The 16,302-nt window shown below is 71.9% G+C and carries 14 protein-coding genes; 2 read left to right on the forward strand and 12 right to left on the reverse strand.

All coding sequences use genetic code 11. The annotated features are described in order from the left end of the window. Nucleotides 1-45: 45 nt before the first annotated feature. Nucleotides 46-1,314, forward strand: a complete 1,269-nt coding sequence (locus tag RKD23_RS19335) for a hypothetical protein (protein WP_424854796.1) — start codon at nt 46-48, stop codon at nt 1,312-1,314. Nucleotides 1,315-1,350: 36 nt separating this feature from the next. On the opposite strand, the gene RKD23_RS19340 is transcribed toward RKD23_RS19335, so the two are convergent. The 9 genes from RKD23_RS19340 to RKD23_RS19380 all read right to left on the reverse strand — a co-directional run bounded on the left by RKD23_RS19340 (nt 1,351) and on the right by RKD23_RS19380 (nt 11,221). After that, nucleotides 1,351-2,154 (reverse strand): HAD family hydrolase, encoded by an 804-nt coding sequence (locus RKD23_RS19340; protein ID WP_424854797.1) that lies wholly within the window; start codon nt 2,152-2,154, stop codon nt 1,351-1,353. Continuing rightward, entirely contained in the window at nt 2,151-3,428 is a 1,278-nt protein-coding gene (gene serS / locus RKD23_RS19345) for a serine--tRNA ligase (RefSeq protein ID WP_424854798.1), read from the reverse strand. The genes RKD23_RS19340 and serS overlap by 4 nt, the downstream gene beginning before the upstream one ends. A gap of 538 nt (nt 3,429-3,966) precedes the next feature. After that, complete coding sequence (gene pheA, locus RKD23_RS19350; protein WP_424854799.1) at nt 3,967-4,899, reverse strand: prephenate dehydratase; 933 nt, start codon at nt 4,897-4,899, stop codon at nt 3,967-3,969. A 114-nt stretch (nt 4,900-5,013) separates the two neighbouring features. After that, nucleotides 5,014-6,303, reverse strand: coding sequence for an iron uptake transporter deferrochelatase/peroxidase subunit (efeB, locus tag RKD23_RS19355; RefSeq protein WP_424854800.1), 1,290 nt, complete (start codon nt 6,301-6,303; stop codon nt 5,014-5,016). Nucleotides 6,304-6,308: 5 nt separating this feature from the next. Continuing rightward, nucleotides 6,309-8,204, reverse strand: a complete 1,896-nt coding sequence (locus tag RKD23_RS19360) for a copper resistance CopC/CopD family protein (protein WP_424854801.1) — start codon at nt 8,202-8,204, stop codon at nt 6,309-6,311. Nucleotides 8,205-8,217: 13 nt separating this feature from the next. Continuing rightward, entirely contained in the window at nt 8,218-8,658 is a 441-nt protein-coding gene (locus tag RKD23_RS19365; RefSeq protein ID WP_424854802.1) for a copper chaperone PCu(A)C, read from the reverse strand. Then, a complete protein-coding gene (locus RKD23_RS19370; RefSeq protein ID WP_424858283.1) occupies nt 8,655-9,311 on the reverse strand; it encodes an SCO family protein in 657 nt (218 codons plus the stop codon). Before RKD23_RS19370 ends, RKD23_RS19365 begins: the two co-directional genes overlap by 4 nt. A 96-nt stretch (nt 9,312-9,407) precedes the next feature. Continuing rightward, complete coding sequence (locus RKD23_RS19375) at nt 9,408-10,157, reverse strand: YcnI family protein (RefSeq protein WP_424854803.1); 750 nt, start codon at nt 10,155-10,157, stop codon at nt 9,408-9,410. A gap of 236 nt (nt 10,158-10,393) precedes the next feature. Then, nucleotides 10,394-11,221 (reverse strand): hypothetical protein, encoded by an 828-nt coding sequence (locus RKD23_RS19380; protein ID WP_424854804.1) that lies wholly within the window; start codon nt 11,219-11,221, stop codon nt 10,394-10,396. A 252-nt stretch (nt 11,222-11,473) separates the two neighbouring features. Between RKD23_RS19380 and RKD23_RS19385 the strand changes: the two genes are divergently transcribed. Beyond that, entirely contained in the window at nt 11,474-11,923 is a 450-nt protein-coding gene (locus RKD23_RS19385; protein WP_424854805.1) for an ATP-binding protein, read from the forward strand. A gap of 84 nt (nt 11,924-12,007) precedes the next feature. Here RKD23_RS19385 and RKD23_RS19390 read toward each other — a convergent pair whose 3' ends face one another. The 3 genes from RKD23_RS19390 to RKD23_RS19400 form a co-directional block, all read right to left on the reverse strand. Next, nucleotides 12,008-13,270 carry an MFS transporter gene (locus RKD23_RS19390; protein WP_424854806.1) on the reverse strand — a complete coding sequence of 421 codons (1,263 nt, stop codon included), beginning with the start codon at nt 13,268-13,270 and terminating at the stop codon, nt 12,008-12,010. A 105-nt stretch (nt 13,271-13,375) separates the two neighbouring features. Next, nucleotides 13,376-14,752: a PLP-dependent aminotransferase family protein gene (locus RKD23_RS19395; protein ID WP_424854807.1), complete on the reverse strand. Its 1,377-nt coding sequence runs from the start codon at nt 14,750-14,752 to the stop codon at nt 13,376-13,378. Nucleotides 14,753-14,773: 21 nt separating this feature from the next. Continuing rightward, nucleotides 14,774-16,273, reverse strand: a complete 1,500-nt coding sequence (locus RKD23_RS19400) for an aminopeptidase P family protein (RefSeq protein WP_424854808.1) — start codon at nt 16,271-16,273, stop codon at nt 14,774-14,776. Nucleotides 16,274-16,302 lie beyond the last annotated feature (29 nt).

The following is a 16,302-nucleotide window of genomic DNA, read 5'->3' on the forward strand; positions in this document are numbered from 1 at the left end:
CCTCTTCATGGCCCTCTCCGCGGCCGTCTTCATCGCCTTCGGCAGTTGCCGGTTCGGGCCGGTGCCGCGGCCGCTGCGGCGCTGGCGCTCCTGATCGCCTCGCCCGGTCCCGCGCATGCCGCCTCCGGCGACCTCGATCCCTCGTTCGGCGGCATCGGAAAGGTGGCCAACTTCGACATCTCCGCCCCGGAGGAAGGGCACGGTCTCGCCGTACAGGACGACGGCAAGCTGGTCGTGCTCGGAAGCTTCTACGGCGAGGGCACCGGCCCCGACTTCGCGATGGTGCGGTACAACCCCGACGGCACCCTGGACAGCGGCTTCGGTAACCAGGGCGTTGTCACCACCGACTTCCAGCAGGGCGAGGAGGTGTCCCGCGGTGTCGCGCTGCAATCGGACGGCAAGATCGTCGTCGTGGGCACCTCGCAGCGGCCCGGGTCCGAGGGCTGCTGCTGGTTCACGGTGGCCCGCTTCCAGCCCAACGGGGCTCTGGACACAGACTTCGGCGACGGCGGTCGTACGATCACCGACTTCGGCGACGACGGCGCCGCCGACGCCTACGCGGTCACCGTCCAGTCCGACGGCCGGATCGTCGCCGTCGGCCAGTCCGGCGGTGACGTCGCGGTGGCCCGCTATGACTCCGGCGGCGACCCCGACCCCACCTTCAGTGGGGACGGCCGGCTGAAGACGCACTTCTCGGGGGGCGACATCTCGATCGCCCAGGACGTGGCGGTGCAGCCCGACGGCAGGATCGTCGTCGCCGGCGGTGTCGGCCTCGGCAACCCCGGTTACCGGCCCAGCTTCGCGCTCGCCCGCTATAACACTAACGGCAGCCTCGACACCGGCTTCGACGGTGACGGCAAGCGGGTCGTCAGCTTCAGCGGAGAGGCCCAGGGGTACGGGCTGGTTCTCGTCCCGGGCGGCGACATGGCGGTCGCCGGATATGTCACTCCCGTCGGCGGCAACAGCCGCTTCGCGGTGGCCCGGCTCAACTCCGACGGCTCCCTGGACACCGCATTCGATGGCGACGGCAAGGTGACGACGCCGTTCGCGGCCACCGCCCGCGCTCACGACCTGGCGCTCCAGTCCGACGGCAAGCTGGTCGCCGCCGGCAGCCGCGGCGGTGACTGGGCGCTGGTGCGATACAACACGGACGGCAGCCTCGACACCGGGTTCGCCGGTGACGGCAAGGTGGTCACCGACTTCGCCGCCGGGGTTCCCGACCACGCGCGCGACGTCGCGGTGCAGCCCGACGGCCGGATCGTGGCCGCCGGGGACGCCGAGACGTACCTGGCTCTGGCCCGGTACCTGCCCTGACGCCACCCGTGACGCGGCAACCCCGAGGCGGGCGCGCTAGCCGAGCAGCCGCTCCAGGACCACCGCGATCCCGTCCTCCTCATGGGACGACGTCACCTCGTCGGCCACGGCCTTCAGCTCCTCGTGGGCGTTGGCCATGGCCACACCATGTGCGGCCCAGGCGAACATCGGAATGTCGTTGGGCATATCGCCGAAGGCGATCGTCTCCGCGGCCTTGATGCCCAGTCGGCGGGCCGCCAAGGACAGTCCCGTCGCCTTCGACAGCCCCAGCGGCAGCAGCTCGACGATGCCCGCGCCGGCCATGGCGACGGTGACGAAGCCACCGGCGGCCTGTCGGGAGGCCGCCGCCAGCTCGTCGTCGGACAGCTCCGGATGCTGTATGTAGATCTTGTTCAGCGGGGCCGACCAGAGATCGGCCGCGTCCGTGAACGGCGTCGCGGGGAGCTCGCCGGTGAGGGCGTAGCCCGGCCCCACCAGTACGTCGCCGTCCAGACCGTCACGGCTGGCGGCCAGGTACAGCGGGCCGACCTCCGCCTCGATCTTGGCGACGGCGACCCCGGCCAGCTGCCGGTCCAGGGTCACCGACGTCAGCAGGCGGTTCTCCCCGGCGTGATACACCTGCGCGCCCTGCCCGCACACCGCGAGACCCCGGTAGCCCAGGTCGTCGAGGATGTGCCGGGTCCAGGGCACGGAACGCCCCGTGACGACGATGTGCGCGGCGCCCGCCGCGGTGGCCGCGGCGAGCGCGTCACGGGTGCGCGCGGAGACCGACTCGTCGGAGCGCAGAAGCGTTCCGTCGAGGTCGGTGGCGATCAGCCGGTAGGGGAACCCGGAGGTCACTTGGCCACCGGCTCCAGCACCTCGCGGCCCCCGAGGTACGGACGCAGCATCTCGGGCACACGCACGGAGCCGTCGGCCTGCTGGTGGTTCTCCAGGATCGCCACGATGGTGCGCGGTACGGCGCACAGCGTGCCGTTGAGCGTGGCCAGCGGCTTGACCTGCTTGCCCTCACGCACACGCGTCGACAGCCGGCGGGCCTGGAAGCCGTCGCAGTTGGAGGCCGAGGTCAGCTCGCGGTACTTGCCCTGCGTCGGGATCCACGCCTCGCAGTCGAACTTGCGCGAGGCGGAGGCGCCCAGGTCGCCCGAGGCCACGTCGATGACCTGGAAGGGCAGCTCGAGGCCGGTCAGCCACTGCTTCTCCCACTCAAGGAGCCGCTTGTGCTCGTTCTCCGCGTCCTCGGGAGCGACGTACGAGAACATCTCGACCTTGTCGAACTGGTGCACGCGGAAGATGCCGCGCGTGTCCTTGCCGTACGTGCCGGCCTCGCGGCGGAAGCAGGGCGAGAAGCCCGCGTAGCGCAGGGGCAGCTTGTCCGCGTCGATGATCTCGTCCATGTGGTACGCGGCGAGCGGGACCTCGGACGTACCGACGAGATAGAAGTCGTCCTTCTCCAGGTGGTACACGTTCTCCGCGGCCTGGCCGAGGAAGCCGGTGCCCTCCATGGCGCGCGGGCGGACCAGTGCGGGGGTGAGCATCGGGATGAAGCCGGCCTCGGTGGCCTGGGCGATCGCCGCGTTGACGAGGGCCAGCTCCAGCAGGGCGCCGACACCGGTCAGGTAGTAGAAGCGCGACCCGGACACCTTGGCGCCGCGTTCGACGTCGATGGCGCCCAGCGCCTCGCCGAGCTCCAGGTGGTCCTTGGGCTCGAAGCCCTCGGCGGCGAAGTCGCGGATGGTGCCGTGCGTCTCCAGGACGACGAAGTCCTCCTCGCCGCCGACCGGGACGTCGGGGTGCACGAGGTTGCCGAGCGCCATGGCGAGGCGCTTGGTCTCCTCGTCGGCCTCGTGCTGCGCGGCCTCGGCGGCCTTGACGTCGGACTTGAGCTGCTCGGCCTTCTGCAGGAGCTCGGCGCGCTCCTCGGGCGAGGCCTTGGGGATCAGCTTGCCGAGCGCCTTCTGCTCGGAACGGAGCTCGTCGAAGCGGACGCCGGACGACCTGCGCCGCTCGTCGGCAGACAGGAGAGCGTCGACGAGCTCGACATCCTCTCCACGGGCGCGCTGGGACGCGCGCACACGGTCGGGGTCCTCACGGAGCAGGCGAAGGTCAATCACGTGGTCAAGGCTACCGGGGACGGATGACGGCCCACGACTCACTATTCCGAGCGGCGGCTTACGTACCGTTATGGGGGAATTGCGTGTTGTGTCGACCCCTCATCCGAGCGTGTCAATAAAAAGTGTCTCACTCCCTGGGACGGGGCAGGCCCGAGGCGCCCTGTTGACCGGATCCCCTTGTGGAGAACGGGATTTGAGGGGCCTCCGGCCCGGCTTTGTCCACAGGGATCCACGACTTCCGAAAGTTATCCACAGGCTGTGTGGAAGATCTGTGGACGTCGGAATTGATCACTCCGCTAAGCGTTGTCGCCCCCTGCGATTCCCTGGGCAAACCTTGAATAGGCCCACCTTCGAGTGGAAATGCGTCGCCCCAAAGGATTGATCAAAGGAAACGAGTGGACGAAGGGTGACTTACGTCCTGGTGGGCGCACTTGATCCATCCAGGGTGATTTGTCGACTGCGTGCCGCTTCGTTGTCGACTTGTGCACAGGTCGAGAAGCAGACCTGTGGATAACTTCTGTGGATAACGAAAATCTGACTAGAAACGGCCGTCCTGGCAGCGGGCCACCCAGTCGGCCGCCGTGACGAACTCGTCGTCCGACGTCCCCTGCCGCGGGGCGCTCACGTCCTCCACGCCGATGTCCGCGCGTGGGTACGAGCCCAGGTAGCGGACCTCCAGACAGATCCGCTTCAGCCCCATCAGGGCCTCGGCCACCCGCCGGTCGGAGATATGGCCCTCGGCGTCGATGCAGAAGCAGTAGTTGCCGATGCCGGCGCCGGTCGGGCGGGACTGCAGCAGCATCAGGTTGATGCCGCGCGTGGCGAACTCGCCGAGCAGGTCGCGCAGCCCGCCGGGGTGGTCGTCGCGCTGCCACAGCACCACGGACGTCTTGTCGGCCCCCGTCGGCGCGGCGGGCCGGGCCGGACGGCCCACGAGCACGAACCGCGTCTGCGCGTTCTCCGCGTCGTGGATCTCGGTCTCCAGGGCTTCCAGGCCGTACCGGGCGGCCGCGAACTCACCGGCGAACGCGGCATCGTAACGGCCCTCCTGGACCAGCCGGGCGGCGTCCGCGTTGGAGGCGGCCGACTCCCAGTGGACGTCCGGGAGGTTCTTCTTCAGCCAGTTGCGCACCTGCGGCTGGGCGGCCGGGTGCGCGGAGACGGTCTTGATCTCCGACAGCTTGGTGCCGGGCCTGACCAGCAGCGCGAAGGTGATCGACAGCAGCACTTCGCGGTAGATCATCAGCGGCGCGCCCGCGACCAGCTCGTCGAGGGTGGTGGTGATGCCGCCCTCCACGGAGTTCTCGATCGGCACGAACGCGGCCTCGGCCTCGCCGGTGCGGACCGCGTCCAGCGCGGACTGCACGGACACATACGGCACCAGCTCCCGGGTCGCCGCCTCCGGGAGCGTGCGCAGGGCGACTTCGGTGAAGGTGCCCTCGGGGCCGAGATACGCATAGCTCGCTGGCATGCCCTCACCCTAATGGCCGCAGGGCAGCCCGGCGTGCCTGTCTCGCCAGGACCACTCGTGAGGGTGGTTTGAAGAGCGAAACCGCACCAAGCCGCGTCAACCTTCACAGCAAGGTCAGCTCTCCAGAAGCCCCTGCCCCACGTACTCCCCCTGCGCCGCCCCGCCCGGCACGGCGAACAGCCCGCTCGCCTCGTGCCGTACGAACGCCGACAGCGCGTCCCCCCGGTCCAGCTTGCGCTGCACCGGTACGAAGCCGCGGAGCGGATCGGCCTGCCAGCAGATGAAGAGCAGCCCCGCGTCGGGCACACCGTCCGTGCCGATGCCGTCGTGGAAGGAGAAGGGCCGCCGCAGCATGGCCGCGCCGCCGTTCTGGTCCGGCCGGCTGATCCGCGCGTGGGCGTTGATCGGCACGACCAGGTTGCCCTCGGCGTCGACCTTCTCCAGGTCCATCTCGGTCGTCTCCGAGCCACCCGACAGCGGGGCCCCGTCCGCCTTGCGACGCCCGATGACGTCCTCCTGGGCCTTCCCCGACAGCTTCTCCCAGTCGTCCAGGAGCATGCGGATACGGCGTACGACGGCGTAGGAGCCGTTCGCCATCCACGCAGGGTCCTTAGAACCGGAGGCAGGCACGAAGATGCGCCGGTCGAAGTCCGGCTCGGCCGGCTTGGGGTTGCGTGTGCCGTCGACCTGGCCCATGAGGTTGCGGGCCGTCATGGGGTGCGCGGTGGCGCCCGGCGACCGGTTGAAGCCGTTCATCTGCCAGCGCACCCGGGCCGCGGACCCCGCGTCCTTCTGGATCGCGCGCAGTGCGTGGAAGGCGACCAGGGCGTCGTTCGCGCCGATCTGCACCCACAGGTCGCCGTTGCTGCGCGACTTGTCCAGCCGGTCGGAGGAGAAGTCGGGCAGTGGGTCCAGGGACACCGGCCGCTGCTTCTCCAGGCCCGTACGGCCGAAGAAGCTGTGGCCGAAGCCGAAAGTGACCGTCAGGGACGACGGGCCGGCGTCCTGCGCGATGCCGGTGTCGTCGTGGGCGGAGGGCTCGCCCGCCATCAGCCGCCGGGCCGTGTCCGACCAGCGGCGCAGCAACGCGGCGGCCTCCCTGCGCCCGGCGCCGGGGGCCAGGTCGAAGGCGACGAGGTGGCCGCGCGCCTGGAGCGGGTCGGTGATGCCGGGCTGATGTTTCCCGTGAAACATCGCCTGCCCGGTGCCCACCGAGCTGAGCGGGGTCGCCCCGGCGGGCGCGGCCGCGTAGCCGACGGCGCCGCCCGCCGCGCCGAGCGCGAGCCCGGTGGCCCCGGCGGTGGCGAGCAGGGTGCGCCGCGAGACGCCCTCACCGGCCGGGGTCTCGGCAGTGGCGGGCGCCTCCACGGAGGTCCGGGCCTGGGGGATGGACTGGTCAGCCATGTGGTTCAGCCGATCTTCGCGTTCTTGTCCACGGTCACCTGGTCGATGTCGGAGGTGCGCACGGTCACGGCGACCTTCCAGTCGCCGGCCATGGGGATCTGCACCCCGCTCGCCGCCCAGTGCCCGGTGGTGATGTGATCCGGGACGACGGGCAGCGGCCCGACGTCCTTCGACTCGAGGGTGAAGGAGAGCTTGACCTCGGGGACGTCGAAGGCACGGCCGTTGGGCCGTTCGACGTAGACGTGCAGCTCGTTGCCGCCGATCCGCGCGGGGTCGAGGTCCACGCGGACGACGCCCTTGCCGTCCTCGCCGCCGGTGTCGAACGGCATGTCCAGCGTGAGCGTGCCGGACGCCGAGGCCTCAGCCGCCGACGCCGTGGCCGCCTTGGCCTCCTCCTCCGTACGGCCCGGCTCGGTCGACGTCAGCATGGTGGTCACGGCCAGCACCACGACGGCGACGGCCGCCTCGGCGAGCACCGAGCGGCGCAGCCCGAACCGCCGCGGGTCGGCGTCCCGCGCCTGCTTGCGCCGCGCGGCCTCGGCAGCGGCCTTCTGCCGCGCGAGCTGAGCGGCCCGCGCAGGATCGGTGTCCCGCGTGTGGGTGCCCTCGATGTCCTCGGCGTCCGGCGCAGCCGCCCCTACGGCCACCCGCTCCCGCTCGGCCCCCGCCGGCGCCTGCGCCAGCTGGGACGTCCACCGCCGGGAGATCCACGCGATGCCCACCAGCAGCACCACGAGCCCGATCTTCACCAGCAGAAGCTGCCCGTAGCGGGTGCCGGTCAGCGCCGACCAGGAGCCGAGCTGCCGCCAGCTCTGGTAGACCCCGGTCGCCACCAGCGCGACCACGCTGCCGAAGGCGACCCGCGAGAAGCGGCGTACGGCGGTCGAGTCCAGCGGGGTCTCCACCGGTGCCCGGTAGAGGGCGACGAGGAGCGCGCCCAGTCCGCCGAGCCAGGCGGCGACGGCCAGCAGATGGACGACGTCGACCGGCATCGCGAGCCCCGGCTGGAGCCCGGTCGAGGCGTGCTCGGCCATCGCCCAGCTCGCCGCGAGACCGGCGGCCACGACACCGCCGCCGACCGCGAGCCCGAACACCAGATCCCGCTTCTCGTCCCCGTCCCGACGGTCGTACGCCCCGAAGAGCACGGCGATGAACAGCGCCGCCGCCGCGAGCAGCAGCAGCCGGGAGACCAGGGCGGCGCCGGTCTTGGTCTGGAGCACCTGGCCGAGCAGGTCGAGGTCGAAGACGTCGCCGAACTTCGACGAGGTGGTGTACGAGCCGCGCAGGAGCAGCAGCGCCAGCGTGGCCGCGGTCAGCGCGAGCCAGCCGGAGACGACCAGCCGCTGCACGGCCCGCACCCCGGCGCCGCGCGGCCAGCAGGCCAGCACGAAGGCGCAGCCGCCGACCAGGACGATGAACCCGGCGTACGACACATAGCGCCCGAGCCCGTAGAGCCGGCCGACCAGGCCCTCGCCCGCGCCCTGTCCGTCGACGGACACGGACGTCGAGGAGGGCGCGCCGATGGAGAAGGTGAAGGCGCCGGAGACGGGATGGCTGTCGGCGGAGACGACCTGGTAGGTGACCGTGTAGGTGCCGTCGGGCAGCCCCGAGTGCAGCTTCACGGCGTACGTCGTGCCGCCGGTGCCGGCCGCCTTGCCGGTGTCGGCGCGCTTGCCCTTGGGGTCGAACACGCGCAGCGAGTCGTCGGACAGGGAGACGGTCTCGGAGAAGGTGAGCGAGACCTGCTGCGGGGCCCGGTCGACCACCGCCCCCTGCCGGGGGTCGCTGCCGGTGAGCGCGGCGTGCGCGGAGGCCGGTGCGGCACCGGCCAGCAGGGCGCCGGCGACGGCCAGGAACAGCAGCACCAGCGTGCGGACGCGCGGGGCGATGGCCTGCGTCAAGGTGGTCCCTCCCTCAGTTCCCGGACGTGGGGCGGTAGGTGGCCGGCTTGACCGGCAGGTCGACCTCGACCGGGTCGAGTCCGGTGAAGTGCAGCGTTATCGGGACGGTCTGGCCCTCCCGCGGCTGCTGCGCGAGCTGCTCGAACATCAGATGGCTGCCACCACTTTTCAGTACGAGCGTGCCGTGCGCGGGCACGTCGAGGGAGGTGACCTCCTGCATGGCCCCGCCGTCGGTCTGGTGGACGGTGACCTCGCCGAGGTCGCTGGTGACCTCGGTCAGCTTCGCGTCCTCGTCGCCCTTGTTGGCGATCGTCAGGAAGCCCGCGGCCATGTCGGAGACCGGCTGGGGCATGTAGGCGCCGCTGACGCTGAGGTCGGGCCCGGTGGACTCGTCGCCGCCGCAGCCGGCCAGCGTCAGCACCAGCACGCCGGTCGCCCACCAAAGGCGCCTCACGGGTTCTCCCCCTTGATCAGCTTCGGCAGGTCCGCGGTGTAGTCGTCGACGGTGGCGTCCTCGCCGTAGAGCACGTACCCGGCGTCGGTCTTCGGGGAGAAGGCGATGACCTGGGTGCCGTGCATGGAGACGACCTTGCCCTTCTCCTTCTTCGGCGCCTCGATGGAGATGCCGAGGGTGCGGGCGCCGGCCTGGACGGTGGCGAAGTCGCCGCTGAGGCCGACGACCTGGGGGTCGATGCCCTTGAGCCACTTACCGAGGGCCTCGGGCGTGTCCCGCTCGGGGTCGGTGGTGACGAACACGATGCGCAGCTCGTCCTGCTGGGCCTTGGGCAGCGACTTCTTCGCCACGGCGATGTTGTTCATCGTCAGCGGGCACACGTCGGGGCAGTTGGTGTAGCCGAAGTAGATCAGCGTCGGCTTGCCGGCGGTCTCCTTGCGGAGGTCGTACTTCTTGCCGTGGGTGTCGGTGAGCACCATGTCCGGCTTCTGGAACGGGTTCTCCGACAGGACGGTGGCGGCCTTGTCGGAGCCGGGCTCCTCGGAGACGACGGAGACGGGCGAGGCGGCGCTGTCGTCGTCCCCGCCGCCGCACGCGGACAGGGTCAGGGAGGCGGCGGCGAGGAGCGCGGCCGCCGCGAACTTCGTACGCAGAGGGTGCAGAGAGTGCATGGAGAGATGTCCCGGAGGTGAGTGCTCCGGTGGGCGCCGGGACCCCGCGAGGTCCCGGCGCCCACCGAGGTGGGTGGGTCAGGCGGAGCGCCGGCGTCCGGCCAGGACGCCGTAGGCGACACCGGCGGCGCCGACGACGATGCCCACGACGCCGAGCACCCGGGCGGTGGTGTCGGAGCTGTCACCGGACGCCTCCTCGGTGGCGGAGGTCTGGGCGGCGGCGTGGTCCGCGTCGCCGGACGGCTCGTCGGAGGGCTCGGCGGTGGCGGAGCCGGAGCCGTGGTGGCCCTCCTCCTCGGCGGCGGACAGGGCGAGCACCGGCGCCGGGTTCTCCGGCTCCTCCGCGCCCTCCTGCACCTCGATCCAGCGCACCACCTCGTTGTTGGAGTACGTCTGGATCGCCTTGAACACCAGCTCGTCCGCGTCCTCGGGCAGGGCGCCGATGTTGACGGGGAACTTCTGGAAGAAGCCGGGCTTGATGCCGCCGCTCTTCGCGGTCCAGGTCACCTTGGTGACGGCCTCGGTGATCTGCCGCCCGTGCACCTCCAGCGGCTTGTCCAGCTTCGCCTTGGTGATCTTGATGTCCCAGCCGTTGATCGGCTCCGGCATCACCGAGGACAGCGGGTGCTCGGCGGGGAAGTTGACCTCGACCTTGGTGGTCGAGGCGTTGTCGCGCTCGTTCGGCACCTTGAAGTCGACGACCGCGTAGCCGCCCTTGGCCGCGGTGCCCTCCGGCTGGACGCTGACGTGCGCGAGCGCGGGGGAGGACAGGGCGAGGACGGCGGTGCCGGCGACGGCAGCGGCGGCGGCGACACGGGAAACCTTCATGACAGCAAGCACTCCACTTCGAGACTTCGAGAGATCCGGTGATCCCGGTGATCCGGTGATCCCAGCGATCTGGTGATCCGGTGATGAAGAGGGATACGAGCGCGCGCAGGTGACCGCCGGTCAGCGGTGAGAACGTCACAGAGGACGGCGGAGATCGGCGCACACGCGTGTGCCGCTCGGCGCGGCCGGCCCTCCCACCGGATCAGGGAAGATCCCGGGGCGGTGCTGCGGTCGCGTCAGGCGGCGAGGGCGAGCGCGGCGGCGGGCGGGCCGCGCCGGATCACCGTGTGCTGGAGTGCGGTCGTACGGAGTTCAGGAGGCGCGAGAGAAGCCGCGCGCGTCGGGCGCGGACCTGCCACGGGCGCGCCCGGAAGCCCGGCACGCAGGGCGCGCACCAGCGCGAGCGCCCCGCGCAGGGAACGTACGAGCGCCCCCTCGGCGACCCCGTGCGCCGACAGCCGGACCAGCCGCAGCAGGGCCAGATCGCCATGGCGCAGCAGCCAGCCGACGGCCAGCGCAGCGAGGGCGTGACCGAGCAGCATCGGCAGCGAGGGCAGCAGGGACGCGGAGGAACCGGCCGTGGTGGACAGCGCGTCCGCCGGATCGTGCGCCGTGTGCACACCGGCGCCCGCGCCCGAGCCGCCGGTCGGCAGCAGGCGCGCGTCGGTGAGGATGCGCTGGGCCTGGGCGGGGCTGAGCGCCGCCGCGGTGGTCCCGCACAGCAGCCGCGCGGCCCGGTCGACCAGCGCGGTGTCGCTCCCGGCCGGGGCGGCCATGACCGCCGTACCGTGCTGGCCCAGTCCGAACAGGGTGTGCAGCACCGTCTGCCCGACCGTCAGCAGGGCCGCGATCCCGGGCAGGGTGCGCTCGCGCCCGGCGAACGGCGCCACCACCGCGAGTACGGCCACGAAGCCCGCGCCCAGCGCCCACAGCGGAACCGCGGCGCAGGAGGCGAGGGCATGTCCGGCCCCGGACAGCACGACACAGACCGCGGCGAACACCGCGGCCCGCAGGATCCGGAGCCGGACTCCGGAGCGCTTCGCGCGCGCGTGGGGGGCAGACATGGCGGGCTCATCATCGCACTGGCCTTATGGGCGCCCTACGGCAGGTCCGCAAGATTCCGTACGCGTCCTACGATCCGGAAGATCACCTTCTGCCCGGACCGCTCCCCTCCGGCGCCCTCCCGCCCCACATACACCGAATGGCGCGCCCGGCACATCCCCCATATGGGCGGCATCACGCTGAATGAACGCTTACGTTCGGGCACTCGTGGCAATAGGTATCGGTATGTCGAGCCGCGGCCAGGAGGCTGGAGCATGAGCATCTGGTGGTCACTCCACTTGCGGCGCGAGGCCGCGAGCGTCCCGCTCGCCCGGCGTCTGCTGCTCGGCACGATGGAGACCGCGGGGGTGGACCCGGACATCTCCTACGACCTGTCCGTCGCGCTCACCGAGGCCTGCGCCAACGCCGTCGAGCACGGCGGGGGCACCGCGGGCGGGAGTACTTCGGAGGCGTACCGGGTCACCGCCTACCTCGACGGCGAGAAGTGCCGCATCGAGGTCGCCGACTCGGGCCCGGGCTTCTCCCCCTCCCCGGTGGCCCGGCCGGCTCACTCGGACGCCGAGCACGGCCGGGGCCTGTGCCTCATCGAGGAGCTCGCCGACCACGTCCACATCGGCAACAAGCCGGGCCGGGGCGGGGCGGTGGTGAGCTTCGACAAGATGCTCAAGTGGCGGGACAACGCTCCACTCGTGACAGCGTCCTGACCTCGGACCGGGTAGCCGCCTCGGCATCGGGTGGCCGCCTCGGCCTCGGCCGGGACGCCGCCTAGGCCCGGCCGGGACCGCCGCCTAGGCCCCGGCCAGGACCGCCGTCTCGGCATCGGCCCCGGCTGCCGCCTCGTCGGCCCGTCGCCCCGCCGCCCACCGCGAGACGGGACCCATCCCGTACGACGCCGCCACCATCGCCGCGCCCAGCAGCAGCCAGCCCGGGGTGCCCCACTCCACCACCAGGGCCGTCAGCACCAGCGGGCCGAGGGTGCGGGCGACGGTCACGCCGGTGCCGAACAGGCCCTGGTACTCACCGACCCGCCCCTCCGGCGCCAGGTCGAACGACAGCTGCCAGGACCCCGCCGACTGACCCATCTCGGCGATCACCTGAAGCACGGCCCCCAGCACCAGGAACCCGACGGCCGCCCACAGCGAGGCCCCCGCCGACAGCGCGAACACCGCACACGCGGCCAGCATCACCCAACCGGCGTGCCGCAGCGCCCGGTTCGCCGAGCCGACCCCCGTCACCCGCCGGGCCGCCCGCACCTGGAACAGCATCACCGCACCGGTGTTGAGCACGAACAGCGCCGACACCAGCCAGGCCGGGGCGTCGGTCCGCCGGGTGATCCACAGCGGCAGCACCAGGCTCAGCAGCGGAAGCCGCAGCAGCAGCACGGTGTTCAGCAACGCCACCAGCGCATACGGCCGGTCCCGCAGCACCCCCAGCCGATCCTGTGCCCCGCCGTGGCGCCGGTCCCCCGTCGCCGGCGCCACAGCGGGAAGCCTCAGCAACAGCAGCGCACACACCAGGAAGCTCACCGCGTCCAGCGCGAACACCGCCAGATAGGCGCCCCGCGTCCCCGCCTGCAACGCGAGTCCGCCGAGCCCCGCCCCGACCGCCAGACCGGCGTTGAGGGTGGACTGCAGATGCGCCAGCAGCCCGGTGCGCTCGGCGGCGGACACCAGCCCCGCCAGCAGCGCCTGCCGGGCCGCCGCGAGCCCGGACTGCGCGGCCGCGTACGCGCAGGCCACCAGCACGAACGGCACGAACCCGCGCACCACGGTGAAGGACGCCACCGCCAGCGCCGTGGCGAACGCCAGCAGCACCGCCGTACCGCGCGCCCCGCGCCGGTCGGCGAACCGCCCGAGCGGCACCCCCACCAGCGACCCGACCGCCCACCCGAGGGTCAGCCCCAGGCCCACGCGCGCGGGGGCGAGGCCGACGATCTGGGTGAAGTAGAGGGCCGACGTCGTGTAGAAGGCACCGTCGCCGACCGAGTTGCTCAGCTGGGCGAGGGCGAGGGTCCGGCGGGGACCGGCGGGAGGGACCAGCGAGTTCGTCATGCCTACGACACTAGGAGCGCGGTGGACCGCCGGGCAGACCCAATTCCCGGCCTCATCATTGGCCCAATTCAGCCCGGCGTCCGGCCCCGGCATCTGGTCCGGACCTCAGCCCAGCACCCTCACCAGCACATCGAGCGCCTCCGCGTAGGCCGACTCCCGAGGGGTCCCGTATCCCACGACCAGGCCCTGTGGCCGCCCCGCAGCGGGCGCGTGCCAGTGGTCCCCGAGCCGCCCCACCGCGAGGCCGCGGGCCTCGGCCCGTCCGACCGCCGCGTCCTCGTCGTCGACCTCCACCAGCGCGTGCAGCCCGGCCGCGATCCCGCGCACCCGCCGCCGCGTCCCCAACCGCTCCAGGAGGAGGTCCCGGCGGCGCCGGTAGCGCAGTCGGCAGGCCCGTACATGACGGTCGTACGCATGACTGTCGATCAGTTCGGCGAGCGCCAGCTGACCGAGCACCTCGGTGTGGTGGTCGCTGTACAGCTTGGCCTCGGCGACCGCGTCGACCAGATGCCGGGGCAGCACCATCCAGCCCAGCCGCAGCGCGGGCCCGAGCGTTTTGGAGGCGGTGCCCACATAGACGACCTGTTCCGGTGCCACCCCCTGCAACGCCCCGACGGGCTGCCGGTCGTAGCGGAACTCCCCGTCGTAGTCGTCCTCGACGATCAGCGCCCCACGCGCGCGTGCCCAGTCGGTGAGCGCCCGCCGCCGCTCGGGACGCAGGGTGACCCCGGTCGGGTACTGATGCGCGGGCGTGACGACGACGGCGGCCGGACCCCCCAACGCCTCGACACAGAGGCCTGATTCGTCCACCGGCACGGGCACCACGGTCCCCCCGCCCCGCCGCACCACGTCCCGGTGGAACGCCAGCCCCGGGTCCTCCATGGCGAACTCGCCGCCCCCGAGCACCCGCGTCAGCAGCGCGAGCGCCTGCACATACCCGGAGGTGACGACGATCCGCTCGACCGGCGCGACCACACCTCGCGTCCGCCCGAGATACCCCGACAGCGCGGCCCGCAACTCGATCCGCCCACGCGGATCGCCGTAGTCGTACGCCGCGGACGGCGCCGCCGCCATGGCCTTGCGCACCGCCCGCGACCAGGCCGCCACCGGGAACGTGCCCACGTCCGGGCTCCCGGGCCGCAGATCGAAGAGCGGCCCACGCGCGCGTGCGGCGACCTCCACCGGCCCGGCGGCGACCGGCAGCAGCGCCGCGACCTGCGTCCCGGCCCCCTGCCGCGCCGTCAGATACCCCTCGGCGACGAGCTGGTCATAAGCGGCCTTCACGGTCCCCCGCGACAGCCCCAACTCCTCCGCGAGCCGCCGAGTGGCAGGCAACAGAGCCCCGGGCGCGAGCCGCCCGTCCCGAACGGCGTCGCGCAGGGCTCGCTCGAGCCCCGCACGACGCCCGGAAGAGGCATCTGCATCCAGATGCAGATCAAGACCGACGCCCTCAGGGGCGCGGGGAACTGCGCGATCAGCCACAGACGGCCCGCAGACGGCAGATCAGCTCTGAGCCCCGTTCAGAGCCGCCATCCACGCCTCGACCTCATCAGAACGCCGAGGCAATCCGGCCGAAAGGTTCCGGTTGCCGTCCTCCGTCACCAGGATGTCGTCCTCGATCCGCACCCCGATGCCCCGGTACTCCTCGGGCACGGTCAGATCATCGGCCTGGAAGTACAGCCCCGGCTCCACCGTGAGGCACATCCCCGGCTCGAGGACGCCTTCCACATACGTCTCGGTCCGCGCGGCAGCGCAGTCGTGGACGTCCATGCCCAGCATGTGCCCGGTCCCGTGCAGCGTCCACCGCCGCTGGAGCCCCAGGTCCAGGACCCGCTCGACCGGCCCCTCGACCAGGCCCCACTCGACGAGCTTCTCGGCCAGCACCCGCTGGGCCGCGTCGTGGAAGTCCCGGTACTTCGCGCCCGGCTTCACCGCGGCGATGCCGGCCTCCTGGGCCTCGTACACGGCGTCGTAGATCTTCTTCTGGATCTCCGAGTACCGGCCGTCGACCGGCAGGGTCCGTGTGACGTCGGCCGTGTAGTACGTGTGCGTCTCGACGCCCGCGTCGAGCAGCAGCAGGTCGCCGGAGCGCACGGGCCCGTCGTTGCGCACCCAGTGCAGGGTGCAGGCGTGCGGACCGGCCGCGGCGATGGTGCCGTAGCCGACATCGTTGCCCTCCACGCGCGCGCGGAGGAAGAACGTGCCCTCGATGTACCGCTCGGAGGTGGCCTCGGCCTTGTCGAGGACCTTCACCACGTCCTCGAAGCCGCGCACGGTCGAGTCGACGGCCTTCTGCAGCTCGCCGATCTCGAAGTCGTCCTTGACCAGGCGCGCCTCGGAGAGGAAGACCCGCAGCTCCTCGTCGCGCTCGGCGGTGACCTTGTCGGTGAGCGCGGCCTCGATGCCGGCGTCGTAGCCGCGCACGACGCGGACCGGGCCGGTGGCCTCGCGGAGCTTGTCCGTCAGCTCGCGGACGTCGGAGGCGGGGATGCCGTACAGCTGCTCCGCCTCGGTCAGGGAGTGCCGGCGGCCGACCCACAGCTCGCCCTGGCCGGACAGCCAGAACTCGCCGTTCTCCCGGTCGGAGCGCGGCAGCAGGTAGATCGTGGCCTCGTGGCCCTCGCCCTTGGGCTCCAGGACGAGGACGCCGTCCTCGGTCTGGTTGCCGGTGAGGTACGCGTACTCGACGGACGCCCGGAAGGCGTACTCCGTGTCGTTCGAGCGGGTCTTCAGGTTGCCCGCGGGGATCACCAGGCGCTCGCCGGGGAAGCGGGCGGACAGCGCGGCGCGGCGGGCGGCGGTCTCGGCGGCCTGGGCGATCGGCTCCAGGTCGCGCAGCTCGGTGTCGGCCCAGCCGCTCTTCATGTTCTCGGCAAGCTCGTCGGACACGCCCGGGTACAGACCGTTCTTCCGCTGCTTGACGGGGGCTTCTTCAGAGGTCTCCGGGCCCGCTGCGGCAACAGCGTCGTCGGGCACAGCCGGGAGTTCGTCGGCCACGGTCATCCTCCTTGGTACGGCATTGGACCATGTCC

It is taken from the genome of Streptomyces sp. SAI-170 (assembly GCF_049739565.1).
GTDB lineage: Bacteria > Actinomycetota > Actinomycetes > Streptomycetales > Streptomycetaceae > Streptomyces.

Bases quoted from the DNA above. Each gene is read 5' to 3' on its own strand.
- RKD23_RS19380 (WP_424854804.1), bottom strand. From the start codon at position 11,221: ATGTCTGCCCCCCACGCGCGCGCGAAGCGCTCCGGAGTCCGGCTCCGG.
- RKD23_RS19390 (WP_424854806.1), bottom strand. From the start codon at position 13,270: ATGACGAACTCGCTGGTCCCTCCCGCCGGTCCCCGCCGGACCCTCGCC.
- RKD23_RS19375 (WP_424854803.1), bottom strand. From the start codon at position 10,157: ATGAAGGTTTCCCGTGTCGCCGCCGCCGCTGCCGTCGCCGGCACCGCC.
- efeB (WP_424854800.1), bottom strand. From the start codon at position 6,303: ATGGCTGACCAGTCCATCCCCCAGGCCCGGACCTCCGTGGAGGCGCCC.
- RKD23_RS19400 (WP_424854808.1), bottom strand. From the start codon at position 16,273: ATGACCGTGGCCGACGAACTCCCGGCTGTGCCCGACGACGCTGTTGCC.
- RKD23_RS19385 (WP_424854805.1), top strand. From the start codon at position 11,474: ATGAGCATCTGGTGGTCACTCCACTTGCGGCGCGAGGCCGCGAGCGTC.
- pheA (WP_424854799.1), bottom strand. From the start codon at position 4,899: ATGCCAGCGAGCTATGCGTATCTCGGCCCCGAGGGCACCTTCACCGAA.